Source organism: Methylobacterium sp. Leaf118, from assembly GCF_920984675.1.
In the GTDB taxonomy this organism is placed as follows: Bacteria; Pseudomonadota; Alphaproteobacteria; order Rhizobiales; family Beijerinckiaceae; genus Methylobacterium.
Genome location: NZ_CAKLBV010000001.1, coordinates 123,756 through 146,456, shown reverse-complemented (window position 1 = coordinate 146,456; position 22,701 = coordinate 123,756). Strand labels below are relative to the sequence as shown.

Below are 22,701 nucleotides of genomic sequence, written 5' to 3'. Positions count from 1 at the left end.
CGGGGTGACCCAGGCGCCGCACCGCCGGCCCGGATACGCCGCGGCCCTGGTCCATCGCCTCTCCGGCATCGCCCTGGCGCTGTTCCTGCCGATGCACTTCATCGCCCTCGGCACGGCGCTCCAGGGCGCCGACCGGCTGGAGACCTTCCTCGGCCTCACTCATAACGGGTTCGTCCGAACGGCGGAGTGGGGCCTCGTCTGCGCGCTCGCCGCGCACATGGCGCTCGGCCTGCGGGTGCTCGCGATCGAGTGGCTGAGCTACCGCGAGCGCACCGCCATCGTCGTCTCGGGCTGCCTCGCGACCTCCTTCGCGGTCGGCCTCCTGTTCCTGCTCAGCGGGGCCTGACCGCCCGCTCGCCATCCGGAGATCCGCCATGGAGCTCGACCTGCGCGAATTCGAGGAGGTCTGCCGCGACCTCTACGTCCGGGCCCTCAAGATCCTGCCGCCCGACATCAAGGCGGGCTTCGCCGACCTGCAGCGGGCCGAGACCAGCACGACCGGCCGCGCGATCCTCGACACGATGGTGGAGAACGTCGCGGTCGCCGAGCGCACCCAGAACATCCTTTGCCAGGACACCGGCATCCCGATCTACAACATCCGCATCGGCCGCGGCGTCACCTTCGACGGCGCGGAGCTCAAGGCCGCCATCCGGCGCGGTTGCGAGCGGGCCACGCGGGAATTCTCCCTGCGCTCTTCGGTGGTCCATCCGATCACCCGGACAAACGAGCAGACCTCCTGCGGAATCCGGGTGCCGATCATCCATGTCGATTTTGACGCCTCACCCGAGACCGTCGCCGTCGAGATGATCCCGAAGGGCTCCGGATCGGAGAACGGCTCGTTCCTCCAGATGCTGCTGCCGTCCGACGGGATCGGGGCGGCCAAGCGCTTCGTGATCGACCGGGTGATCGAACTCGGCGGCCGGGTCTGCCCGCCGACGATCGTAGGGGTGGGATTGGGAGGTACCTCCGACCTCTGCATGCACCTCGCCAAGATGGCGGCGACCCGGCCCCTGCGCTCGGTCTGCGCCGACCCGGACGGCGCCCGGATCGAGGCCGAGCTGTCCCGCGCGGTCAACGAACTCGGCATCGGTCCGCAGGGGCTCGGCGGGCGCTCGACCAGCTTCGCCGTGCATGTGGAGCTCGCCGCCACGCACATCACCCAGAACCCGGTCGCCGTGAATATCCAGTGCCATTCGGCCCGCCGCGCCCGCGCGACGATCACCCCGGGCGGCATCGCCTTCGACTGAGTTCCGCCGCACTTCATTGGGGGAGGCATCCGTGGCCCACCACGACCTCGACATGCCGGCCGGGGAGGCCGAGATCCGGCGGCTGAAGGTCGGCGACACCGTCACGCTGCGGCGCTGGCTGTTCGGCATCCGCGACGCCACCCTGATCCACATGTTCGACCGGGATCGCCGCACCCGGCTCGACCTGGCCGGACACGCGGTGATCCACACCGCACCGAACGTGCACCGGGTTCCCCCCTCCCCCGAGGCGCCGGTCGGCTACGCGCCCTTCTGCATCGGCACCACCACCTCGATGCGCATGGAGCGCTTCACCGACGCGCTGATGGCGCGGGAAGGCGTGCGCCTCATCGTCGGAAAGGGCGGCATGGGGGCCGCGACGCTGAAGGCCTTCGCCGAGCGGGGCGGCGCCTACCTCGCCATCGTCGGGGGCGCGGCCGCGCTGGAGACCACCTGGATCGAGCGGATCGAAGACGTCGACATGGACGACCTCCATCCCGAGAGCCTGTGGCGCTTCGCGATCCGCGATTTCGGGCCGCTCCTCGTCGGCATGGATTCGCATGGCGGCTCGCTCTTCGCCGAGGTGCAGCGGGACGTCGCCGCCCGGCGCGACGCGGTGGTGGCCCGCCTGGAGGACGCGCGATGATCTGCCCGCAGGTCGAGACCGATCTCCTGATCCTCGGCTCCGGCGGGGCCGGCCTGTTCGCCGCGCTCCACGCCAAGAAGGCGGCGCCGGATCTCGCGGTGACGATCGCCGTGAAGGGGCTTCTCGGCAAATGCGGCTGCACCCGCATGGTCCAGGGCGGCTACAACGTGGCCCTGGCGCCCGGCGACTCGGTCGAGCGCCACTTCATGGACACGGTCGAGGGCGGCAAGTGGCTGAACGACCAGGCGCTGGCCTGGACGTTCGTCACCGAGGCGCAGGTGCGCATCCGCGAGTTGGAAACCGAGCTCGGCTGCTTCTTCGACCGCAACCCGGACGGCAGCGTCCATCAGAAGGCGTTCGCGGGCCAGACCTTCGACCGCACGGTGCACAAGGGCGACCTCACCGGCATCGAGATCATCAACCGGCTCTCCGAGCAGGTGTGGCGGCGCGACGTGCGCCGCCTGGAGGATCACCGGGCGCTGGAGCTGATCCCGGCCCGCGACGGATCGGGGCTCGCGGGCGTCCTGATGCTCGACATGCGCACCGGCGCGCCGAAGCTGGTGCGGGCCAAGGCCGTGCTGCTCGCGACCGGCGGCGGGCCGACCATGTACAAGTACCACACCCCGTCGGGCGACAAGTCCTGCGACGGGCTCGCCATGGCGCTGCGGGCCGGGCTCCCCTTGCGCGACATGGAGATGGTGCAGTTCCATCCGACGGGCCTGCTCGCCGGGGCCGGCACCCGGATGACCGGGACCGTGCTGGAGGAGGGCCTGCGCGGGGCGGGCGGCTGGCTGCTCGATTCCACGGGCGAGCGCTTCATGGAGGCTTACGATCCCCGCGCCGAGCGGGCGACGCGGGACGTGGTCAGCCGCTCGATCATCCGCCGGATCCGCGAGGGCTTCGCCACGCCGAGCGGGGGCGTCCACATCCAGATGCGGCATCTCGGGTCCGAGGATGTGCGGCGCCGCTTCAAGGGCATGGTCGAGCGCTGCGCCGATTGCGGCTTCGACCTCGCGGGTGGGCATGTCGAGGTGATCCCGACCGCCCACTACCTGATGGGCGGCGTTCAATTCGCGGTGGACTGCACCACCGCCCTGCCGCGCCTCTACGCCGCGGGTGAGGATACCGGCGGCGTCCACGGCGCGAACCGGCTCGGCGGCAACGGCGTGGCGAACTCGACGGTGTTCGGCGGCCTCGCCGGCCAGTCCATGGCCCGCGCCGTCGCGCACGACGGGCGCCTCGCCGACCCCGATCCCGCCGCGCTCGAGGCCGGGCTCGCGCGCGCCTACGGGCCGCTGGGCCGCCCGGCGGGCGAGCTGCCGGCGATCCGCGAGGCTCTCTACGAGACCATGTGGAGCGACGTCGGCATCCTGAGGGACGAGGCCGGCCTGAGACGGGCCCTCGACGCCCTCGACGGGCTCTCCGAGGCGATCGCCCGCGCCGGTGCCCCGGATGGCGACCGCCGCTACGCGCTCACCTGGATGGACCGGCTGAACCTCGAGAACCTCGTTCTGGTCTCGCAGGCGATCACCCGCGCGGCCCTCGCCCGGACCGACAGCCGCGGCGCGCATTTCCGCGAGGACTATCCCGAGCCCTCGGACCTCGCCACCTCGGCCTATACGGTGGTGCGGCGCCGCGGGGAGGCGTTCGACATCGCGATGGAGCCGGTCGCCTTCACCCATGTGCGGCCGGGCGGCTCGCTCCTCGACGCCGCCGCCTGAGGAGGAGAGCGATGGACCGCTTGCGCGGCGCCGACATCGTCGCCCGGACCCTGGCGGCGTTCGGCGTCACCCGGATCTTCACCCTGTCGGGCAACCACATCATGCCGGTCTTCGACGCGCTGCTCGAGACCGACATCGCGGTGATCCACACGCGCCACGAGGCGGCCTGCGTCCACATGGCGGATGCCTGGGGCCGGCTCACCGGCGAGGTCGGCGTCGCCCTGGTCACCGGTGGGCAGGGGCATACGAACGGCGCGGCGGCGCTGTTCACGGCGCTCGCCGCGGAATCGCCGGTGCTGCTGCTCTCGGGCCATGCGGGCGTCGCGGAAAGCGGGCGCGGCGCGTTCCAGGAGCTGGCCCAGGCCGAGATCGCGCGCCCGACGACGAAGGCCTCGTGGACCGCGAACGCGGTCGCCGGGCTTGCGGGCGACCTCGCCCGCGCCTTCCGGATCGCCCGCGAGGGCCGGCCCGGTCCGGTCCATCTCAGCCTGCCGGTCGATCTCCTGGAGCGGGCCATCCCCGCCGAGGCGGTGCGCATCCCCGGTCCTGACGCCGCCGCGCCCCGCCCCGTCGCGCCCGCGCCGGACCTCGTCGGCGATCTCCTCGGTGCGATCGCGGCAGCCGAGCGCCCCCTCCTCGTCGGCGGTCCCGCCCTCTGCGACGCCGCCGGCCGGGACGCGATGGCGATGCTCGAGGAACGGCTCGGCTTGCCCGTCATCGGCATGGAGAGCCCGCGCGGCGTCAACGACCCGACGCTCGGCGCCTTCGCCGAGATCCTGGCGCGGGCCGATCTCCTCGTGCTGCTGGGCAAGCCCCTCGACTTCACCCTCCGCTTCGGGGATGCGCCGGCCGTCGCGCCCGATTGCCGGTTCGCCGTGATCGATCCCGATCCGGCCCTGCTCGCCCGCGCGCCAACGGAGCGGCTGGTCGTCTCGGGACAAGCCGATCCGCGCCCGCTTCTCGCGGCCCTGACCGCGGGCGCGGGCGCCCTCCCCCGCCACGCGGACTGGCACCGGGAGACCCGCGGGGCGCTCGCGTACCGCCCGCCGGCCTGGGCGCAGCTCACGGCCCGGACGGGACGCCTGCACCCGGTCGCGCTGTGCCGGGCGGTCGGCGGGTTCCTCTCCGGCCACCCCGAGGCCACGCTGATCTGCGATGGCGGCGAGATCGGCCAATGGCCGCAGGCCCTGGTGCGGTCGGGCCGGCGGCTGATCAACGGCGTTTCGGGGACGATCGGCGCCTCGATCCCCTTCGCGATCGCCGCCGCCCTCCAGCGCCCCGGCGCGCCGGTGGTCGCGGTGCTGGGCGACGGCACCTTCGGCTTTCACATGGCCGAGTTCGACACCGCCCTGCGTTACGGCGTCCCCTTCATCGCGGTGGTCGGCAACGACGCCCGCTGGAACGCCGAGCACCAGATCCAGCTGCGGCAGTACGGCCCCGAGCGCACCGGCCATTGCGACCTTCGTCCCACCCGCTACGACGCGGTGGTGGAGGCGCTCGGCGGATTCGGCGCGCTGGTGACGGAGGCGGAGGCCTTGCCGGCCGCGCTCGAGGCCGCCCATGCGAGCGGGCGGCCCGCCTGCCTCAACGTGATGATCGAGAGCGTGCCCGCCCCGGTGATCCGACGGGCGCGCTGAGGGGCGCGACGCGCCCGTGGGAGAGCGGATCATGCGCAGACGGGACGTTCTGGCAGGTGCGGCCGGTATGCTCGGGGCGGGTCTGTACCCGGCCTGCGCCGAAGTCGGCGGGGTGACGATCGCCCGTCAGCCGAGCCTTGGCCATCTGCCGCTCATGCTGATGGAGGAGCAGGGCCTGCTCCAGAAGGCGGCGGCGGCCCGCGGCGTGGCGGGGCTTCAGGCGCGCTACCTCACCCTCGCGGGCGGGGCCGCGATGAACGACGCGCTTCTTTCCGGGCAGATCCAGTTCGCGGCCGGCGGCGTGCCGCCCCTCATCCTGATCTGGTCGAAGACCGAGGGCACGGCGATGGCCGTGAAGGGAGTGGCGGCGATGAACAGCATGCCGCTTCTGATGAACACCAACAACCCGCGGGTGCGCACGCTCGCGAATCTCACCGACCGGGACAAGATCGCCCTGCCCGCCGTGAAGGTCTCGGTCCAGGCGATGTTCCTGCAGATGGCGGCCGAGAAGGAACTCGGACCCGCCCGCCGCAACGAACTCGACCGGCTCACCGTCACGCTGTCGCATCCGGACGGGATGGCGGCTCTGCTCGCCGGCAACGAGATCACCGCGCATTTCACCGCCGCGCCGATCCAGGAGCTGGAACTGCGCCGGCCCGGCATCCGCACGGTGCTCAACACGTTCGACGTGCTGGGCGAGCCTTCGACCTTCAACGTGGTCTGGGCCTCGGCCGCCTTCGCGGCGGCCAATCCCCGGGTTTGCGACGCCTTCGCGGCCGCTCTCGACGAGGCCCTCGCCGCAATCGAGGCCGACACCCCGGCGGCGGCGCGCGCCTATGTGCGGCTCGCCCGCGATGCGAGCGATGTCGGCCTCATCACCGAGATCCTGAGCAACCCGCAGGTGCGCTTCACCGCGACGCCGCAGGCGATCGGCAAGGTCGCCGATTTCATGCACCGCACCGGCACGATCCGCCGCCGCCCGGAGAGCTGGCGCGACCTGTTCCTCGCGGGCGTGCATGGGCGGGACGGAAGCTGAACCGGGATCTTCCGTATCCGAATGAAGGAACCAGGCGGCGCCCCGTCCTCACCCCAGCAACCCCGGCAATGCCAGCGCCGTCGTCGTCACCCCGATGGCGGCGAGCAGGGCCAGAACGATCGTTCGAAAGCGCCGCTGGTCGATCCGGGCGAACAGCGAGAGGCCGGCCAGCACGCTCACCAGAACCACCGGCAGCGCCAGCGCGAGGTCGCCGACGAGGTCCGGCGGGATCGGGTCGAGCCAGAGCAGGATCGCGAGCGCCCAGACCTGCATCACCAGGGTGAAGCTCTGGTAGACCGCCCGCTGGGTGCGGGGCTCCCACCCGCGCACGAGGCTCCAGGCCGTCGGCAGCGCGCCCGAGAGACCCGCGATGCCGCCGAGCACGCCGCCCAGGAACCCGACCGCGCCATCGCTCCAAGTGTTGCCGAATCCGACACGGTAATCGGCGCGCAGCAGCGCGACGGTGCCGCTGTAGAGGATCAGGAAGGCGCCGATCGCCACCTTGATCCATTGCGGGTCGAGCCCGTGCAGCAAGTGGATGCCGATCGGCGCGCCGACGAGGCCCGGCAGGATCATCGCGAAGGCGGTGCCCCGCGGCGGCCAGGTCCGCAGGCGCAGGATCGAGATCACCTGCGAGAGGGTGCTGCAGACCAGAACCAGGGCGGTCGCCTCCACGGGCGAGCGGATCGACAACAGCGTCCCCGAGGCGATCAGGGCGAAAGCGAAGCCCGTCAGCCCCGAGATCAGACCCGCAACGCCGATGCACAGGACGAGGAGGACCGTCTCGTTCACCGGGCGCGCTCCACCGAGCCGGTCGCCTGCACCGCCATGACCCGCCTTCCCCCGACCGCCTTCCGCGGCGCTGTGTTTGGAATATATCTTATATAAGACTTGATCCGCGACAAGGCCGAGTGATCGGGCGCATCCGGTGACGGCCGAGCCACCCCACTCTGCCAGCCGTTCATTCACGCACGCGATCGGCCTTTCCCGGAGATCGGGCGTTGACCTCCCTCTACTTATGCGTCTTATATAAGACTAGTCGCCGCTAAGAGCCGACGACCGTCAGCAGGAGGACCGCATGAGCAGCCACGCCGAAGCCGGCGCGGGACGCCGCAAGCCGCATCTTCTCGCCCATTCCCCCGACGACAACGTCGCCGTCGCGGTGGTCGAGGGCCTCTCGGCGAACACCGACGCCTTCGGGGTGGTGACCGAGACCGATACCCCTTTCTCGGTGCATGTGCGGCACGACATCCCGATCGGCCACAAGGTCGCGCTGACGGATCTCAAGGCCGGCGATACGGCCATCAAGTACGGCCAGGACATCGGAAAGGTCATCAAGGACGTCGCCAAAGGTGAGCACGTCCACGTTCATAACGTCAAGACGAAGCGCTGGTGAGGTGACGATGTTCAAGGAATCCGCTCAGCTCGAACACGAGATCGCCACGCCCTTCATCGGCGGCGCGCCCGATCAGTTCGCCACGAAGGCGCTTTCGACCACGCGCGCCTCGGCCGATTACGAGGCGGCCACATTCATGGGCTGGCGCCGCGAGAACGGCCGCGTCGGCGTGCGCAACCACGTCGTGCTCTTACCCCTCGACGATCTCTCCAACGCCGCCTGCGAGGCGGTGGCCAACACCATCAAGGGCACGATGGCGCTGCCCCATGCCTATGGCCGGCTCCAGTTCGGCGAGGACCTGGACCTCCACTTCCGCACCCTGATCGGCATCGGCGCGAATCCGAACGTCGCCGCCGTCGTGGTGATCGGCATCGAGGACCAGTGGACCAACCGGGTCGTCGAAGGCATCGCCAAGACCGGCAAGCCCGTGATCGGCTTCGGGATCGAGGGCCACGGCGACATCGCGACGATCGCGAAGGCGAGCTACCAGGCCAAGCGCTTCGTGCAATGGGCAACCGAGCTGCAGCGCGAGGAATGTCCGATCTCGGACCTCTGGGTCTCGACGAAATGCGGCGAGTCCGACACCACCACGGGCCTCGCCTCCTGCCCCACCGTCGGCAACATGTACGACAAGCTGATCCCGCACGGGATCTACGGGGTCTTCGGCGAAACCTCGGAGATCACCGGCGCCGAGCATCTCTGCCGCGAGCGGGCGGCGAGCCCCGACATCGCCGAGAAATGGTTCGCCATGTGGAAGGCCTACCAGGACGACGTGATCGAGGCCCACAAGACCGACGACCTGTCGGACTCGCAGCCGACGAAGGGCAACATCGTGGGCGGCCTCACCACGATCGAGGAGAAGGCCCTCGGGAACCTCGAGAAGATCGGCCACGAGTGCCGCTTCATCGATGCCCTGCAGCCGGCGGAGGCACCCGCCCGGGGCCCCGGCCTCTACTTCATGGACACGTCCTCGGCGGCAGCCGAATGCGTGACCCTGATGGCGGCCGCGGGCTACGTGGTGCACACCTTTCCCACCGGCCAAGGCAACGTGATCGGCAATCCGATCGTCCCGGTCATCAAGATCACCGGCAATCCGCGCACGGTGCGCACCATGGGCGAGCATATCGACGTCGACGTCTCGGGGATCCTCACCCGCGAGATGACGATCCCGCAAGCGGGTGACGCGCTCATCGACATGGTGGTGCGCACGGCCAACGGCCGGCTGACCGCCGCCGAGGCGCTCGGCCACCGGGAATTCGTGATGACGAAACTGTACCGCAGCGCCTGAAGCCGATCGGCGATGAGGGGGACGCATCGTCGATGGCCCCCGCGGCGGGGCGGCGTCGGGCGTCGGCCGGACGCATGGAACAGGACCATCGCTCCCATCCCGTACCACTTGGTCGGAAGCGCCCGTTCCCGGCGCAGGCCGACGGACCTGCGCTGGGGCCGCCGGCGCGGCTCCGGCGGTCGGATGCACAGCGCGAGAGAGCCCACCATGTCCAAGGTCGTCATCAGCGAGTTCATGGACGAGGCTGCCATCGCCGCCGAACTCTCCGGCTTCGAGGTCGTGTACGATCCCGGCCTCGTCGACCGTCCCGAGGCCCTGGTGGCGGCCTTGGCGGGGGCCGACGGCTTGATCGTGCGCAATCGAACCCAGCTGCGCGGGGATCTGCTGGCGCGCGCGCCCGACCTCAAGGTGGTCGGGCGTCTCGGCGTCGGCCTCGACAACATCGACGTCGAGGCCTGCCGCACCCGCGGCATCGCGGTCTACCCGGCCACGGGGGCCAATGACGGAGCCGTCGCCGAATACGTGGTGGCCTGCGCGCTCCTGCTCCTGCGCGGCGCCTACGGCGCGAGTGTCGAAGTCGCCGCGGGGACCTGGCCACGGAACGCCCTGATGGGCCGCGAGATCGCCGGCAAGCGCCTCGGCCTCCTCGGCTTCGGCGCGATTGCCCGCGAGACCGCACGCCGCGCCGCCGCGCTCGGCATGGCGATCGCGGCGTATGATCCGTATTGCGCGCCCGAGGATGCGGTTTGGCGGCCGGCTCATGGCCCGGTCGCGCGGGTCACTCTCGATGCGCTGATCGCGGACAGTGACGTGCTCTCGCTGCACGTGCCGCTGACCGACGCCACGCGCGGCCTGATCGATGCCGCGGCGATCGCCCGGATGCCCCGGGACGCGGTGCTCATCAACGCGGCCCGTGGGGGCATCGTCGACGAGGCGGCGGTCGCGGCCGCCCTGCGGTCCGGCCATCTCGGCGGCGCGGCGCTCGATGTTTTCGCGCAGGAGCCCCTGGACGGGCAAGGCGGCGCCGTCTTCGCGGGCGTCCCGAACCTGATCCTGACCCCGCACATCGCCGGCGTGACCCGGGAATCGAACGTGCGGGTCTCGGCCGTCACGGCCCGGGCCGTGCGCCGGCACCTCGCGGAGCGCTGATCCCATGCCGATCCTGTCCCTGACAGAGGCCCATGCGCTCGCTGCCGATGCCCTCGTCCGATGCGGGACGGCGCAGGCCCCTGCGGCGAGCGTTGCCCGTGCCCTGGTCGGCGCCGAGGCGGAAGGGCTCACGGGCCACGGCCTGTCGCGCGTGCCGGCCTACGGGGCGCAGGTGCGGTCCGGGAAGGTCGTCGGCGACGCGCAGCCGCGCCTGGAACGTCGGAGGCCGGGCCTCCTCGCCATCGATGCCGCCCACGGCTTCGCCTATCCGGCCATCGACCTCGCCGTGGAGGCCTTGCCGGACCTGGCCCGCCAGCAGGGTATCGCCGCGGCCGGCATCCGCCGCTCGCACCATTGCGGCGCGGCGGGCCGCCCGGTCGAGGCGCTGGCGGCGCAGGGCTGCCTCGCGCTTCTCTTCGCCAACACCCCCGCCGCGATGGCACCCTGGGGCGGGTCCCGCGCGGTGTTCGGCACCAACCCGCTCGCCTTCGCCTGTCCGCTGCCGGACCGGGCGCCCCTGGTGGTCGACCTCGCCTTGTCGAAGGTGGCGCGCGCCAACATCGTCGGAGCGGCCAAGCGGGGGGAGGCGATCCCCGAGGGCTGGGCGCTCGACGCCGAGGGACGCCCGACCACCGACGCGAAGGCCGCCCTCGCCGGCACGATGGTGCCGCTCGGCGACGCCAAGGGCACGGCGCTCGCCCTGATGGTGGAACTCCTGGCCGCGGGGCTCGTCGGCGCGCGCTTTGCCGGAGAGGCCTCTTCGTTCCTCGATGCCGAGGGCGATCCGCCGGGCACGGGCCAGCTGATCCTGGCCCTCGATGCGACGGCGCTGAGCCCCGACGGTCCGGCGCGCTTCGCCGCGCTTGCCGCCTCCATCGAGGCGCAGGACGGCACGCGGCTTCCGGGCGCCCGGCGCCTCGCCCTGCGCCGCCGCGCCGCCGCGGAGGGCTTGAGCGTTCCCGACGCCCTGCTCACGGAAATCCGGGCGCTGTGAACCGATCGCCTGTGTGAAGAAAGAGCCTGTGATTGCTCCCAAGAACAGGCCGACGTAAGCCAGAGGAGGGAGAGGTGCTGGACACATCCTTCGACGCTCTACCCGCAGGTGGGGATCAGCGTCGTCACGCGATGGAACGGTCAGGAGATGGGCAGCCGGTTTCGGGACGCGGCAACGGAGTGGGCTTTCGACCACTCTACCGGCAGGTCTACGACACGCTGCTGAAGCGCCTCGCCGATGCCGTGTGGCAACCCGGCCAGATCCTGCCGAGCGAGGGGCAGCTGGCGGCCGAACTCGGGGTCAGCCAGGGCACGGTGCGCAAGGCCCTCGATGCCTTGACCGCCGACAGCCTGCTGGTGCGCCGCCAGGGCCGCGGCACCTTCGTGGCCGACCACGACGACAAGCAGAGCGTCTTCCGCTTCTTCAAGCTGCGGCCGGACGGCGACGGCCTCGGCATGCCGACCAGCCAAGTGCGAGCGATCACGGAAGCCACCGCCAGCGCCGACGAGCGCGGGCGTCTCGATCTCGTCCGCGCCGCCCGCGTGGTGCGGATCGAGCGCGTGCGCGCCATCGACGGACGTCTCTGCGTCAGCGAGACGATCAGCGTGCCGGCCGGCCTGTTCCCGGGGATCGCGGAACTCGAACTGCCCAACACCCTCTACAGCCTCTATGCGATCCGCTACGGCATCACGATCGCGACGGCGAACGAGCGCCTCAAGGCGGTCGCGCTGGCGGAGCGCGAGGCCGGGTTGCTTCAGGTGGCGCAGGGAACGCCGGCCCTCGAGATCGACCGGGTCGCCGTCGATCTGGAGGATCGGCCGGTCGAGTGGCGTCTCTCGACCTGCCTGACGCAGGAGGTCCACTACCGCTCGGTCCTGCGCTGATCGGGGCACCGGCCCCGCACGATCGGCGCCCGTCCCCGAAACGGTCGGCGTAGGTGCGTCGCGGGAGGGGCGGCGTTTCTCGGGAAAAGGACGATGTGGCCCGACACTTGTGAGCATCGTCCCGGAGGCGAGGATCGAGAGAGGATCGGGACCGGGCGCTACGGAATCCCGACGGCGGCGGGGCCCCGTGCCGAGCTCTGACCCTCAACCTGTTCCGTGACTTGCGCAGGCGCCGGCGCGATGGCCTGCGGAGCGAGGAGCGTGCGCCCTGCCACGAACAGGAGAGCCAGGCCCCAGAAGACCGCGAGGGCGACGGATCGGGCCCGATGACTCACCGGCGCGGCCGATGCGAGGCAGCGCGCATCGACCGGTTCACCGAAGGGATCGAAGGGTGACGGCGACGGGTCGGGGGGCACGGACATGGCCGGTATGATCGCGTCGGCGCCGGGCCCCGGCAATGGATGCGGGCTTTCGATGTTTCGCCGAGAAGGAAACCGTTGTCCTCCGATGAAGGCGCCCCGTAGAATGCTCTTCCCCTGCCGCGCGAGACCGTCCCGATGACCGCCGAGGCGTCTGCGAAGGAGGCACCGTTCGGCGCCTTCGTCGGCAAATCCGTGTCGCTTCTGCCCGGTCTTCTGGTCTGCCTCGCGATCACGGCGGCGGCGCTCGCGGTGCAGGCGGTGGAGGAGCGTCTCACCGGCCATCCCTATATCGAGGCGCTGGTCATCGCGATCCTCTTCGGGATCGCCTTGCGGACCGTCTGGGTGCCGGGCGAGCGCTATCGGGCCGGCATCGCCTTCTCGGCCAAGCAGGTGCTGGAGGTCGCCGTCGTCCTCCTCGGCGCCTCGATCAGCCTCGGGACGATCCTGGCCTCCGGCCCGGCCCTGCTCACCGGGATCGTCGCGACGGTGCTGCTCGCGATCGCCGCCAGCTACGGCATCTGCCGATGCCTCGGGCTGCCCACGCGCATGGCCATCCTGGTGGCGGCCGGCAATGCCATCTGCGGCAACTCGGCCATCGCGGCGGTCGCACCGGTCATCGGTGCCGATGCACGGGACGTGACGGCGGCGATCGCTTTCACGGCCGTGCTCGGCGTCCTGATGGTGCTCGGATTGCCGCTGTTCGTGCCGCTGGCGGGCCTCACCGAACACCAATACGGGGTTCTGGCGGGATTGACCGTCTACGCGGTCCCGCAGGTTCTTGCCGCCACCGTGCCGGTGGGCCTGCTCGCCACGCAGGTCGGGACGCTGGTGAAGCTCGTGCGGGTGCTGATGCTCGGCCCCGTCGTGGTCGCCTTCGCGCTCATCGCCCCGCACCTGCCGAGCGACGGGACGACGGGCAAAGCCGCCCCACGGCGGCTCGGCTTCTCCAAGCTGGTGCCCTGGTTCATCATCGGCTTCCTGGTGCTCGCCACCTTTCGCTCCCTCGGGCTCGTGCCGGAAGCGATCGCGCCCGCGGTCAAGCGGATCGCGGGCGTGCTGACGGTGGTCTCGATGGCGGCCCTCGGCCTCGGGGTGGACGTTCGGGTCCTGGCCCGCGTCGGCGCCCGCGTCACCCTGGCGGTGACCGCGTCCCTGGTTCTCCTCCTGGCCGTCAGTCTCGCGCTGATCTTTGCCCTCGGCATCGCTTGAGCGGAGACGGCAACGCGGGAAATGCGTGCCCGCCCGTCGGGATCACGGCGGGCATCCACCGGCGCGGGTCCCCACCCTCGGCCGAGATCCGCGCCGGTGGATCGCGACGGCGCTGTCACGACAGGGCTTTGAGCCGCTCCTTCAGGGCATCCGGCAGCTTGGCGAACCATTCATCTTCCTGCCCGGGTTGAGGCAGGACTTCGCCGAACTCGAGAACGCCGGCCGCGTCGATATCCGAGATATAGACCCACACGTCTTCCCGGGGGACATCGACGGTGCGACTGACCGCGGCCGCGATCCGCTCGAGGATGGCCTTCTTCTGCGTGTCGGTCCGCCCGCTTCGGATATCGGCGCGGATCCAGATGTGACCTTCGGAGGCCGCCGAACCGCCGACGAAGTGGCTCCCCGGCTGCACTTCATTGAAGATCACTTGGACGAAGTAACGCGGCGCGCGCGCTTCCTCTGCATGGATCGTCGTGATGGACTCGGTGATCTGCGCGCGCTGCTCGGGACCGAGACGTCCGGCGGCAGCCCAACATACGTAAGTCGGCATCGTGTCGCTTCCTCCTGTGAAAACGTCTGCTCTTCAAGGCTGAGCCGCGCCGATCGACGGGCCTTTGCCGGCAAGCCCCTCGCCTCGGCATGGGCCGGGTGTCCGTCTCCCGCGCTCCTGCGCCGAACCGGTGACCGCTTCGGCGCAGCAGTGCTGTCATACCAAATCCGGTTGATCCCTTCGGGATGGCGGATTTGGGCTTCGCTCAAACGCCGCGCGGGCTGGACTGATCCGGGCTCCGCTTTGATCAAGCGGAGCCCGGATCAGGCGACCCTTCGCGGTCCCGCCTTCGCGCGCTCGGCGTTCCGGCGGGAGATCAATCCGCGACCGGGCTGTCCCGCCTCACCGAGGTTGGCCGTCGGATGCTCGCGCAGGACGACATTGATATGCTCGTAAGCGGAGCCGATCGCGTTGTGGGTGACGTCGGTCATCTTTTTGACGAGCACCAGCTTCTCTTCGTCCGAGAGACCCACTTCGAGGTCACATTGAATGAAGGGCATGATCCGTTCCTTTCGTTCGACGCTGTCAATCGTTGGAAGTGCGCTCGATCCTGGTCTTGACCTGCTCCTGGGCCGCGAGATCGAGTCCGTTGGGCCCCGGCACGTAATCCGGCACGTGGTCACCACCATCGACGAAGTTGAACCCGGGCATCTCCCGGATGACCAGGAACACGTCGTGCAGGTCGCATCCGGTCGCCTCGACGACGGCCTGGGTCAGGCCCATGGCGAGTTGGCTTCGCTGCTCCCGGGTCCGGCCGTTCCGGATGTCGCAGGTGATGATCGGCATGCTGTTCTCCTGTCGAAGGGCGCTCAATGCGCGCGGTCGCTCACTTCCGATCCGAAGCCGGTCAGGGCGCGAATCTGGAGGTCGTGGAATTTCCGCTCGCTGTTCGGCTCCCGTCCGCTGAGGAGGGTGCCGAGCCAGCCGGCGAGGAAACCGAGCGGGATGCTGACGATGCCGGGATTGATCAGGGTGACCCAGGGCTGCACGTGCGGCAGGATCAGTCCCTTCGGCCCCAGGGAGGCCGGGCCGACGAGGACGAGGCCGACGGCGCTGAGAAGACCCGTCAGCAACGCCGCCACGGCCCCGAAGGTGTTGAACCGCTTCCAGAACAGCGAGAACAGGATCACCGGGAGATTGGCGCTCGCCGCGATCGCGAAGGCCAACCCCACGAGGAAGGCGACGTTGAGCGATTGTGCGGCCAGAGCCAGAACGATCGCCGCCGCGCCGACCACGACGGTCGCCACCTTCGCGACCTTCACTTCGGAGCGCTCGTCGGCCTCTCCCTTGCGGATGACCTGGGAATAGACGTCGTAGGCGATGTTGGAGGTCGCGGCGATGATGAGACCCGCCACGACCGCGAGGATCGTCGCGAAGGTGATCGCCGCCACGAAGGCGACCAGCACCTCGCCACCGAGGGACCCCTGACCGCCACCCAGTTCCAGAGCCAGGAGCGGCGCCGCGCTGTTACCCGAGGGGCTGGCCGCCCGGATCCGGTCCTGGCCGACGAGCGCCGCCGCTCCGAAGCCGAGAATGGTGGTCATCACGAGGTAGAGCCCCACGATCCCGATCACCCAGTTCGCGGAGACGCGGGCCTGCTGCGCATCGGTGACGGTGTAGAACCGCATCATGATGTGCGGCAGACCCGCCGTACCGAGCACCAAGGCCAAGCCGAGCGAGATTAGGTCGAGCTTGTTGGTGAAATACAGGCCTGGCTGCAGGAACGCCTCGCCTTTCCCGCTCGCCTTGGCCGCCGCCCCGAGCAGCTGGTCGACGCTGAAGTCGAACTGCGCGAGCAACATCACCGCGAGCAAGGCCGTCGTGCCGAAGACCAGGACGGCCTTGACGATCTGGACGTAGGTCGTGGCGACCATTCCGCCGAAAAGGACATAGATCACCATCAGACATCCGACGATGACGATCGCTCCACTCGGCGATATCGGCAGGAGCAGCGATGCGATTGCACCGGCGCCGACGAGTTGGGCCAGCAGATAGAAGAGCCCGATCGTGATCGAAGAGGCGGCCGCGGCGAGGCGGACGGGCTTCGCCCGCAAGCGGAACGCCATGACGTCCGACATCGTGTACTTGCCGGAATTCCGCAGCGGCTCGGCGACGAGGAGGACGATGGCGATCCAGCCGACGATGAAGCCGAAGGAATAGAGCAGCCCATCGAACCCGAACAGCGACACCAGCCCGGCGATGCCTAAGAACGAGGCCGCCGACATGTAGTCGCCCGAGATCGCCAGACCGTTCTTCCAACCGCTCAGGCTGCGACCGGCCACGTAGAAGCCGCTCGCACTCTTGGATTTGCGAATGGCCCAAAAGGTCAGAGCGAGACTGACCAGGATGAAGGTGAGAAAGAAGAGCGTGGCCAGAACCTGACCTTGTGTCGATCCGATCATCGTACCCGCTCCCCGACGGTCGAGAGAAGGTGTCGATGTGCGTCCACGATCAACGGATCGAGCGCCGTCTTCGCCCAGTAGCTGTACGTGGCCGCGACCAAGAAGGTGACGCAGAACTGCATCAGCGCGAGACAGTAGGCGACATTGACGACCCCGTAGACGCGATACGCGACCAAGTCCGGGAGATAGGCGAAGGCGATCAAGGTCGCGCAGAACAGCGCAAACGACAGTAAAAACAAGGGAAGAACGACGCGTCGACGTCGAAAGATGATCTCGGACAGATAGGCATCGGTTCTGTCCCTGGCATCGACCGAGAGGCGCTCACGACTTCGAATCGCCGCGCCGCCCAAGACCATTCTCTCGACCGTCATTGTTCGTCGCTCCTCCCACGCCGACCACCGCGCTCGGTTCGTTCGAGCGTCGGCCTTGTCAAAGGTTAGGAGCGGTGGAAAAATAAGCAAAATCGTTTGTTCTGATCGATCCTATCGGTATGAGTTATGGCTATGGAACTCCATCAGCTCCGGCACTTCGTCGCCGTCGCCGAAACCGGCAGCTTCACGAAAGGCGCTCTGCGGGTCGCCGTCTCGCAGCCGGCCCTGTCCGCCTCCGTGGCGAAGCTCGAGCGCGAACTGGATGCGAAGCTGTTCACCCGCACGCCGCGCACCGTCACGCTCACCGCGGCCGGGCGGCGTCTGCTGGAGGCCGCCCGGCAGATCCTCTCGGCGTGCCATCGGGTGAAGGCCGATCTGCGCGCCTCCTTGAGCACGCGACCGTTTCGGATCGGCGTGCTGCGGACGCTTCCGACGGTCCACCTCGCCCATCTGATGATCGGGCTTCGCCGATCGATGCCGGAGACCACGATCGAACTCGTCGACGGCGCACGGGACGAGCTCGCCGCCCGTCTGGCCGATCGAAAGCTGTCCGCGGCGATCACCAGCGCCGGCGACACGGGCGCGGCCGTGCGATCCGTCACGCTACGGCGCGAACGTTACGCGGTCGTCGTCAGCTTGAGCCACCGGTTTGCGTCGTGTGACAGTATCGCGCTCGATGATCTGCAAGGCGAACCGTTCATCGTGCGCAGCCATTGCGAAACGTTTGCGAGCACGACGAAACTGCTGTCGGAGCGGGGCATTCGAACCCACGTCGTCTACAGGACCGATCAGGACGATCGCGCGATCGCCTTGGTCGCTTCGGGCCTCGGCCTCGCCTTGATGCCGGAGCTTCATGGCTCCGCCGATGTCCGCACCATCACGGTGAGGGATTTTCACGTCGAGCGAGAAATCGAACTTCAATGGAACGAGGACGAGGTCGATGAGCGGCTCGAAAACCTCGTCGCGTTTTCAACAAGTCACAATTGGAGAGAGCGCATTGCGTCGTGAGAGGCCGGCGCCGCGCTGACGGGTAGGGCCGCAAGACCGTCCCTGCAATGGCCCACTCTGACCCTGAGTGTCGATCGATGGCCGCACCCCCGGTCCGTTACCGTTCGCGCAGGCTCTCCTGGCGGAAGCGGACCAGCGGCGACAGAAGATAGCTCATCACCGTCCGCCGGCCGGTCTTGATTTCCGCGGTCACCGCCATGCCCGGCTCCAGCGCGATCGGTCCGTCTTCGGTGGCGACCACGTGGTCGGTGAGCGCCACATGGGCGAGGTAGGTCGGCTGGCGCGCCTGCCGGCTCGTCTCGTCGGCGCTCGCCTCGGTCTCGGCGCGCATGCCGCGCCCCTCGTCCTGCGGCGTGATCGTGTCGTGGCTGACGTCCGAGACCGTGCCGTGCAACAGCCCGTAGCGGGTGAAGGTGAAGGTCTCGACCTTGACCTCGACCGGCTGCCCCCGGCGCACGAAGCCGACATCCTTGTTGGGGAGCGCCGCCTCGATCTCGATGCCGGTGCCCTTCGGCACCACCACCATCAGCGGCTGGGCCGGGGTCACGACCCCGCCCAGCGTATGCAGCGCGAGTTGCTGGACCGTGCCGTCGACCGGCGCGCGCAGGGTGCGCAGCTCGCGTCGGAGCGCCGCCTTCCGAATTTCCTGTGCATGCTCGCTCGCCGAAAGCTCGGCCTTGGCCAGATCGGTCAGCAGGCCCTTGCGATAGCCGGCGACGGCTTCCGCCTTCTGCCGCTCCAGCGCGGCGAGGGCGTGGGCGTTCTCCTCGCGCTTCTGCTTCTGTGCCTCCAACTCGTGCTGGCTCTCCACCACCTGCTGCTGGATCTGCAGGTAGGTCAGGCGCGAGCCGTACTGGTTGGCCAGCAGGCTCTGACGGATGTCGCGCTGCTCGGTCAGCAGCGGCAGGCTCGCGGTGACCCGCTCGATGGCGATGCGGATCTCACGGCCCTCGGCCTGCTTCTGGGCGATCTGGCGGTCGAGTCCGTCGAGGCGGGCCTGATGCTCCGCCCCCTGCGCTTCCATCTGCCCCCGCGCCATCGTGGCGAGCCGCGGCTCGGCCTGCGGGTCGGGGCTGAAGGCGTCGGTGTCGCCCGCGAGCAAGGCCTGGAGGCGGGCGATGTCGAGCCGGTCCTGGGCCAGGCCGAAGGCGGCGCGGGTCTCGTCGGAGGCGTCCGTGGTGGGGTCGAGCTCGACCAGTACGTCGCCCGCCCTCACCACCGCACCGTCGGTGACGGCGACGCGGCGCACCACTCCGGTCTCGTAGGGCTGGATCACCTTCGACTTGCCGGTGGGGATGATGCGGCCTTGCGCAGTCGCGATGATGTCGACCTCGCCCAGGCTCGCCCAGACGATGGCCACGAGCAGGAAGGCGGCGATGGCCAGCGCCATGCCGCGGCCCAGGGGTGACGCCGGCGTCTCGACGATCTCGAGCGCGGCGGGAAGGAACGCGGCCTCGCTCCGGGACACGGGACGCGGGCGGAAGGCGACGACCTCGGCGGTCGCGGCCGGGTCAGACCGCCTCATGCAGGCCTCCCTGGATCCGGTGGAGGGAGGCGTAGCGCCCGCCGCGCACGACGAGCTCGTCGTGGCTGCCATCCTCGATGAGGCGGCCCCCTTCCAGCGTCAGGATGCGGTCGGCCCGCCGTACGGTGGAGAGGCGGTGGGCGATGACGACGACGGTGCGTCCCCGGGCGATGGCGCGCATGTTGTCCTGGACGATGCGCTCGCTCTCGTAGTCGAGCGCGCTCGTCGCCTCGTCGAGGATGAGGATGCGCGGGTCGCCGATGAGCGCGCGGGCGATGGCGATGCGCTGGCGCTGGCCACCGGAGAGGGAGGCGCCGCGCTCGCCCACCAGGGTGTCGTAACCGTGCGGCAGGCCGGTGATGAAGTCGTGCGCGCCGGCGAGTTGGGCGGCGGCGATCACCCGCTCCATGGGAAGGCCGGGCTCCGCCAGCGCGATGTTGTCGCGGATCGAGCGGTTGAACAGCACGTTCTCCTGCAACACCACACCGACCTGCCGCCGCAGCCAAGCGGCCTCGACGACGCCGAGATCGATCCCATCGACCAGCACGCGGCCGGTCTCGGGCACGTAGAGGCGCTGCACCAGTTTGGTCAGGGTCGATTTGCCCGAGCCCGAGGGGCCGACGATGCCGACGACCTGTCCCGGCGCGATGTCGATCGAGACGTCCTGCAGCACGGGTGGCCCGTCGGGGCGGTAGCGGAAGGTGACGCGGTCGAACCGGATCGCCCCGCGGATCGCGGGCAGAGCCGCCGCACCGGGACGGGTGGCGGGCTCGGGCACGGCATTGAGGATGTCGCCGAGCCGCGCGACCGAGACGCGGGCCTGATGGAAATCCTGATAGACTTGCGCGAGCCGCAGCACCGGCTGGGCGACGCGGCCGGCCAGCATGTTGAAAGCGACGAGTTCGCCGACCGTCATGGCGCCCGAGATCACCGCCTTCGCGCCGAAGAACAGGATCGCGGCGGTGACGACCTTGGCGATGAGCTGAATTGTCTGGCTCGCGGTGTTGCCGAGGGAGAGCACGCGAAAGCTGGCGCGGACATAGGCCGCGAGCCCCTCCTCCCAGCGGCGCTGCATCTGCGGCTCGACCGCCATGGCCTTGAGCGTCTCGATGCCCGACAGGCTCTCGACCAGGAACGACTGGTTCTCGGCGCCGCGATTGAACTTCTCCTCCAGCCGCCGCCGGAACACCGGCGCGAGCGCGACCGAGACCACGACGTAGAGCGGGATCGAGGCGAGCACGATGCCGGTCAGCAACGGCGAATAGGCCGCCATCACGGCGAGGAAGACGGAGGTGAAGGCGAGATCGACCACCAGCGTCAGGGCCGACGAGGTGAGGAAGGAGCGGATGTTCTCCAACTCGCGCACGCGGGCGACGGAATCGCCGGTGCGGCGGGTCTCGAAATAGGCGATCGGCAGCGCCAGGAGATGACGGAACAGACGCGCGCCGAGTTCGACGTCGATGCGGTTGGTCGTGTGGGCGAAAAGGTAGGTGCGCAAGGCCGTCAGCAGGCTCTCGAACATGCCGACGACGACGAGGCCGATGACGAGGAGGTCGAGGGTCGTCAGGCCGCGATGGACCAGCACCTTGTCGATGACGACCTGGAAGAACAGGGGCGTGACGAGGGCGAAGATCTGGATGAACAGCGACGCGAGCAGCACTTCGCCGAGCAGCCAGCGATATTTGTGCATCGCCTGGAGGAACCACGACAAGTCGAAGCGGCGCCCGAGGTCGGACAGCGCCGCGCGGCGGGCGAACAGGATCAGGGTGCCGTCCCATTCCCGCGCGAACGCGGCCCTCTCCATCAGGCGCGGCTGACCGGCAACGGGATCGTGGATCAGGACGGTCTGCTCCACGACCTTGGCCAGAATCACGTAACGGTTGTCATTGAGGCGGACAATGGCGGGCAGGGCCTGGCACGGCAGCGTGTTCGGACGGCACCTGCGCAAAGATACCTTTAGGTTGTGTTCGCGGGCGGCGCGGACGATCTCAGAGGGCCCGAAGGGCTGGCCGGCCGCGCGATGGCTCAACTGATCGGGATCGGCAGGAACACCGTGGAATTGCAGCACGGCGGCCAGGGCTGCGAGTCCTGACTCGGCCACGACTTCGTCTTTCATTGAAATTTTCCCCTGTCGCGGAAAGGCTCTTTCCGCGATCGACCGGACGGCGCATTAGGTTGCGCCCAACCGATGTGGCCGGATTTCTACATATGATGGTTGCGTTTGCCAAGCACGTTCGAGACGCGATTTTCATCCTTGCGCGGCGAGCTCGGCCGGAGTAGCGAACGTGGCATGCAACTCATATGTCGCTGGCTGGGTAAGGCCGGCGGCCGGGGCTAATGCATGACGATGAAAAATTTTAAAGCACTCCAAAATCATAATACAGTTCTGAGCACGGTTGCAACACCACAATTACAAAAATGTATTTTTAATATTATAATAGATGCATATTTTTGATTGAAATAATTGCTTATTATATAAATTTGCCTAATTTAAAAATTCAATTCATCACATGAATGAAGGAAAGCCAAGCCATGAGCGCGCGTAAGTACTTTATTGTTTCACACGATAGAAACAAATCTTTACCCGGATTGATTTTAATAAACGAATCCACAATATCTACCTCAGGAGATCCGACTTTTGTCCTTAGAGACTCGTCGGTTCGAGGCTTTCCACCAACGAAAGAGGTGCCTTACATAAAATACATAAAAAGTAGAGGCCGAAAGCCTAAAGAATTTGAAAAATTTAGGGATTTTTGGCTGATAACAAATCGAGTGAAAGAATTTCTTGAATCTGTCGATGCTGAAGCTTTTGTTTTCATGAGTTGCAGAACATGTATCGAAGGGCATGAATCAGATGGAGAGTACTGGATCTGCGATGTAGTTAGAACAATCAATGCGCTCGATGAATTAAAATCCGACATATCTATTGACTACGTTGGGGGAAAGAAGCTTTACAACTTAATAGGATCAGAAAGATATTTGTTTTTGGAAGAAAAAATCCAAAGCAATATCATATTTAGAATGCAGTTTGCCTGGCACAAGGTGATTTGTAATGACATATTCAGAGAGAAATGCCAAAAAAAGCAAATAAAAGGCTTAACTTTTATCAACTGTGGCAGATAAATCTGCCAAAAATCTTGCAAGGAGAACAAATTGTACAAGACACAAGGTCATCACATTTGGCCACAGACCCTATTTGACGAGGGATTGGCGGCA

At 68.1% G+C, this 22,701-nt stretch carries 22 protein-coding genes; 14 read left to right on the top strand and 8 right to left on the bottom strand.

All coding sequences use genetic code 11. The annotated features are described in order from the left end of the window. Positions 1-4 precede the first annotated feature (4 nt). Genes LW587_RS00635 through LW587_RS00610 form a run of 6 tightly spaced genes read left to right on the top strand, consistent with a single transcriptional unit; the run spans position 5 to position 6,284 of the window. Positions 5-346, top strand: a complete 342-nt coding sequence (locus LW587_RS00635) for a succinate dehydrogenase, cytochrome b556 subunit (protein WP_232627739.1) — start codon at positions 5-7, stop codon at positions 344-346. A gap of 28 nt (positions 347-374) precedes the next feature. Continuing rightward, positions 375-1,247: a fumarate hydratase gene (locus LW587_RS00630; RefSeq protein ID WP_232627738.1), complete on the top strand. Its 873-nt coding sequence runs from the start codon at positions 375-377 to the stop codon at positions 1,245-1,247. Positions 1,248-1,278: 31 nt separating this feature from the next. Further along, the gene (locus tag LW587_RS00625) at positions 1,279-1,890 is read left to right on the top strand and encodes a fumarate hydratase C-terminal domain-containing protein (protein WP_232627737.1); all 612 of its coding nucleotides are present in this window, start codon (positions 1,279-1,281) and stop codon (positions 1,888-1,890) included. Next, positions 1,887-3,611 (top strand): L-aspartate oxidase, encoded by a 1,725-nt coding sequence (locus LW587_RS00620; RefSeq protein WP_232627736.1) that lies wholly within the window; start codon positions 1,887-1,889, stop codon positions 3,609-3,611. The genes LW587_RS00625 and LW587_RS00620 overlap by 4 nt, the downstream gene beginning before the upstream one ends. An 11-nt stretch (positions 3,612-3,622) precedes the next feature. Further along, positions 3,623-5,248 (top strand): thiamine pyrophosphate-binding protein, encoded by a 1,626-nt coding sequence (locus LW587_RS00615; protein WP_232627735.1) that lies wholly within the window; start codon positions 3,623-3,625, stop codon positions 5,246-5,248. 31 nt (positions 5,249-5,279) lie between these two features. Continuing rightward, positions 5,280-6,284, top strand: coding sequence for an ABC transporter substrate-binding protein (locus LW587_RS00610; protein WP_232627734.1), 1,005 nt, complete (start codon positions 5,280-5,282; stop codon positions 6,282-6,284). Between the two features lie 48 nt (positions 6,285-6,332). Here the strand turns inward: LW587_RS00610 and LW587_RS00605 are convergent, their stop codons facing one another. Then, entirely contained in the window at positions 6,333-7,076 is a 744-nt protein-coding gene (locus LW587_RS00605) for a sulfite exporter TauE/SafE family protein (protein WP_232627733.1), read from the bottom strand. A 286-nt stretch (positions 7,077-7,362) separates the two neighbouring features. Here LW587_RS00605 and LW587_RS00600 point away from each other — a divergent pair, with 286 nt between their 5' ends. The 6 genes from LW587_RS00600 to LW587_RS00575 all read left to right on the top strand — a co-directional run bounded on the left by LW587_RS00600 (position 7,363) and on the right by LW587_RS00575 (position 13,626). After that, positions 7,363-7,680: a UxaA family hydrolase gene (locus LW587_RS00600; RefSeq protein WP_232627732.1), complete on the top strand. Its 318-nt coding sequence runs from the start codon at positions 7,363-7,365 to the stop codon at positions 7,678-7,680. 7 nt (positions 7,681-7,687) lie between these two features. Next, positions 7,688-8,968: a UxaA family hydrolase gene (locus tag LW587_RS00595; RefSeq protein ID WP_269780279.1), complete on the top strand. Its 1,281-nt coding sequence runs from the start codon at positions 7,688-7,690 to the stop codon at positions 8,966-8,968. 207 nt (positions 8,969-9,175) lie between these two features. Further along, positions 9,176-10,117 carry a hydroxyacid dehydrogenase gene (locus LW587_RS00590; protein WP_232627731.1) on the top strand — a complete coding sequence of 314 codons (942 nt, stop codon included), beginning with the start codon at positions 9,176-9,178 and terminating at the stop codon, positions 10,115-10,117. Positions 10,118-10,121: 4 nt separating this feature from the next. Continuing rightward, the gene (locus tag LW587_RS00585) at positions 10,122-11,111 is read left to right on the top strand and encodes an Ldh family oxidoreductase (protein WP_232627730.1); all 990 of its coding nucleotides are present in this window, start codon (positions 10,122-10,124) and stop codon (positions 11,109-11,111) included. A 179-nt stretch (positions 11,112-11,290) separates the two neighbouring features. Beyond that, complete coding sequence (locus tag LW587_RS00580; RefSeq protein WP_232627729.1) at positions 11,291-11,995, top strand: GntR family transcriptional regulator; 705 nt, start codon at positions 11,291-11,293, stop codon at positions 11,993-11,995. A gap of 557 nt (positions 11,996-12,552) precedes the next feature. Continuing rightward, positions 12,553-13,626: a YeiH family protein gene (locus LW587_RS00575; protein ID WP_232627728.1), complete on the top strand. Its 1,074-nt coding sequence runs from the start codon at positions 12,553-12,555 to the stop codon at positions 13,624-13,626. Between the two features lie 115 nt (positions 13,627-13,741). Here the strand turns inward: LW587_RS00575 and LW587_RS00570 are convergent, their stop codons facing one another. From LW587_RS00570 to LW587_RS00550, 5 genes are all read right to left on the bottom strand, one after another. Then, on the bottom strand, positions 13,742-14,179 hold the full coding sequence (locus LW587_RS00570) for a tautomerase family protein (protein ID WP_232627727.1): 438 nt from the start codon (positions 14,177-14,179) through the stop codon (positions 13,742-13,744). A gap of 263 nt (positions 14,180-14,442) precedes the next feature. Further along, a complete protein-coding gene (locus LW587_RS00565) occupies positions 14,443-14,679 on the bottom strand; it encodes a tautomerase family protein (RefSeq protein ID WP_232627726.1) in 237 nt (78 codons plus the stop codon). Positions 14,680-14,704: 25 nt separating this feature from the next. Then, a complete protein-coding gene (locus tag LW587_RS00560) occupies positions 14,705-14,965 on the bottom strand; it encodes a tautomerase family protein (RefSeq protein ID WP_232627725.1) in 261 nt (86 codons plus the stop codon). A gap of 23 nt (positions 14,966-14,988) precedes the next feature. Next, positions 14,989-16,581 (bottom strand): solute symporter family protein, encoded by a 1,593-nt coding sequence (locus LW587_RS00555; RefSeq protein ID WP_232627724.1) that lies wholly within the window; start codon positions 16,579-16,581, stop codon positions 14,989-14,991. Beyond that, complete coding sequence (locus LW587_RS00550; protein ID WP_232627723.1) at positions 16,578-16,952, bottom strand: DUF485 domain-containing protein; 375 nt, start codon at positions 16,950-16,952, stop codon at positions 16,578-16,580. The genes LW587_RS00555 and LW587_RS00550 overlap by 4 nt, the downstream gene beginning before the upstream one ends. Before the next feature lie 132 nt (positions 16,953-17,084). Here LW587_RS00550 and LW587_RS00545 point away from each other — a divergent pair, with 132 nt between their 5' ends. Continuing rightward, positions 17,085-17,960, top strand: coding sequence for a LysR family transcriptional regulator (locus tag LW587_RS00545; protein WP_232627722.1), 876 nt, complete (start codon positions 17,085-17,087; stop codon positions 17,958-17,960). Positions 17,961-18,057: 97 nt separating this feature from the next. Here the strand turns inward: LW587_RS00545 and LW587_RS00540 are convergent, their stop codons facing one another. Both LW587_RS00540 and LW587_RS00535 read right to left on the bottom strand, forming a co-directional pair. After that, positions 18,058-19,485, bottom strand: a complete 1,428-nt coding sequence (locus tag LW587_RS00540; protein ID WP_232627721.1) for an HlyD family type I secretion periplasmic adaptor subunit — start codon at positions 19,483-19,485, stop codon at positions 18,058-18,060. Further along, positions 19,472-21,601 (bottom strand): type I secretion system permease/ATPase, encoded by a 2,130-nt coding sequence (locus LW587_RS00535; protein ID WP_232627720.1) that lies wholly within the window; start codon positions 21,599-21,601, stop codon positions 19,472-19,474. Before LW587_RS00535 ends, LW587_RS00540 begins: the two co-directional genes overlap by 14 nt. Positions 21,602-22,017: 416 nt before the next feature. Between LW587_RS00535 and LW587_RS00530 the strand changes: the two genes are divergently transcribed. Beyond that, a complete protein-coding gene (locus LW587_RS00530) occupies positions 22,018-22,608 on the top strand; it encodes an imm11 family protein (RefSeq protein WP_232627719.1) in 591 nt (196 codons plus the stop codon). The last annotated feature ends 93 nt before the right edge of the window (positions 22,609-22,701 follow it).

What these genes read in the sequence shown, in the direction of transcription:
- LW587_RS00585 (WP_232627730.1), top strand. Translation starts at nt 10,122, where the DNA reads ATGCCGATCCTGTCCCTGACAGAGGCCCATGCGCTCGCTGCCGATGCC.
- LW587_RS00590 (WP_232627731.1), top strand. Translation starts at nt 9,176, where the DNA reads ATGTCCAAGGTCGTCATCAGCGAGTTCATGGACGAGGCTGCCATCGCC.
- LW587_RS00595 (WP_269780279.1), top strand. Translation starts at nt 7,688, where the DNA reads ATGTTCAAGGAATCCGCTCAGCTCGAACACGAGATCGCCACGCCCTTC.
- LW587_RS00630 (WP_232627738.1), top strand. Translation starts at nt 375, where the DNA reads ATGGAGCTCGACCTGCGCGAATTCGAGGAGGTCTGCCGCGACCTCTAC.
- LW587_RS00555 (WP_232627724.1), bottom strand. Translation starts at nt 16,581, where the DNA reads ATGATCGGATCGACACAAGGTCAGGTTCTGGCCACGCTCTTCTTTCTC.
- LW587_RS00530 (WP_232627719.1), top strand. Translation starts at nt 22,018, where the DNA reads ATGAGCGCGCGTAAGTACTTTATTGTTTCACACGATAGAAACAAATCT.
- LW587_RS00610 (WP_232627734.1), top strand. Translation starts at nt 5,280, where the DNA reads ATGCGCAGACGGGACGTTCTGGCAGGTGCGGCCGGTATGCTCGGGGCG.
- LW587_RS00570 (WP_232627727.1), bottom strand. Translation starts at nt 14,179, where the DNA reads ATGCCGACTTACGTATGTTGGGCTGCCGCCGGACGTCTCGGTCCCGAG.
- LW587_RS00620 (WP_232627736.1), top strand. Translation starts at nt 1,887, where the DNA reads ATGATCTGCCCGCAGGTCGAGACCGATCTCCTGATCCTCGGCTCCGGC.
- LW587_RS00615 (WP_232627735.1), top strand. Translation starts at nt 3,623, where the DNA reads ATGGACCGCTTGCGCGGCGCCGACATCGTCGCCCGGACCCTGGCGGCG.
- LW587_RS00545 (WP_232627722.1), top strand. Translation starts at nt 17,085, where the DNA reads ATGGAACTCCATCAGCTCCGGCACTTCGTCGCCGTCGCCGAAACCGGC.
- LW587_RS00560 (WP_232627725.1), bottom strand. Translation starts at nt 14,965, where the DNA reads ATGCCGATCATCACCTGCGACATCCGGAACGGCCGGACCCGGGAGCAG.
- LW587_RS00540 (WP_232627721.1), bottom strand. Translation starts at nt 19,485, where the DNA reads ATGAGGCGGTCTGACCCGGCCGCGACCGCCGAGGTCGTCGCCTTCCGC.
- LW587_RS00565 (WP_232627726.1), bottom strand. Translation starts at nt 14,679, where the DNA reads ATGCCCTTCATTCAATGTGACCTCGAAGTGGGTCTCTCGGACGAAGAG.
- LW587_RS00575 (WP_232627728.1), top strand. Translation starts at nt 12,553, where the DNA reads ATGACCGCCGAGGCGTCTGCGAAGGAGGCACCGTTCGGCGCCTTCGTC.
- LW587_RS00600 (WP_232627732.1), top strand. Translation starts at nt 7,363, where the DNA reads ATGAGCAGCCACGCCGAAGCCGGCGCGGGACGCCGCAAGCCGCATCTT.
- LW587_RS00535 (WP_232627720.1), bottom strand. Translation starts at nt 21,601, where the DNA reads ATGAAAGACGAAGTCGTGGCCGAGTCAGGACTCGCAGCCCTGGCCGCC.
- LW587_RS00550 (WP_232627723.1), bottom strand. Translation starts at nt 16,952, where the DNA reads ATGACGGTCGAGAGAATGGTCTTGGGCGGCGCGGCGATTCGAAGTCGT.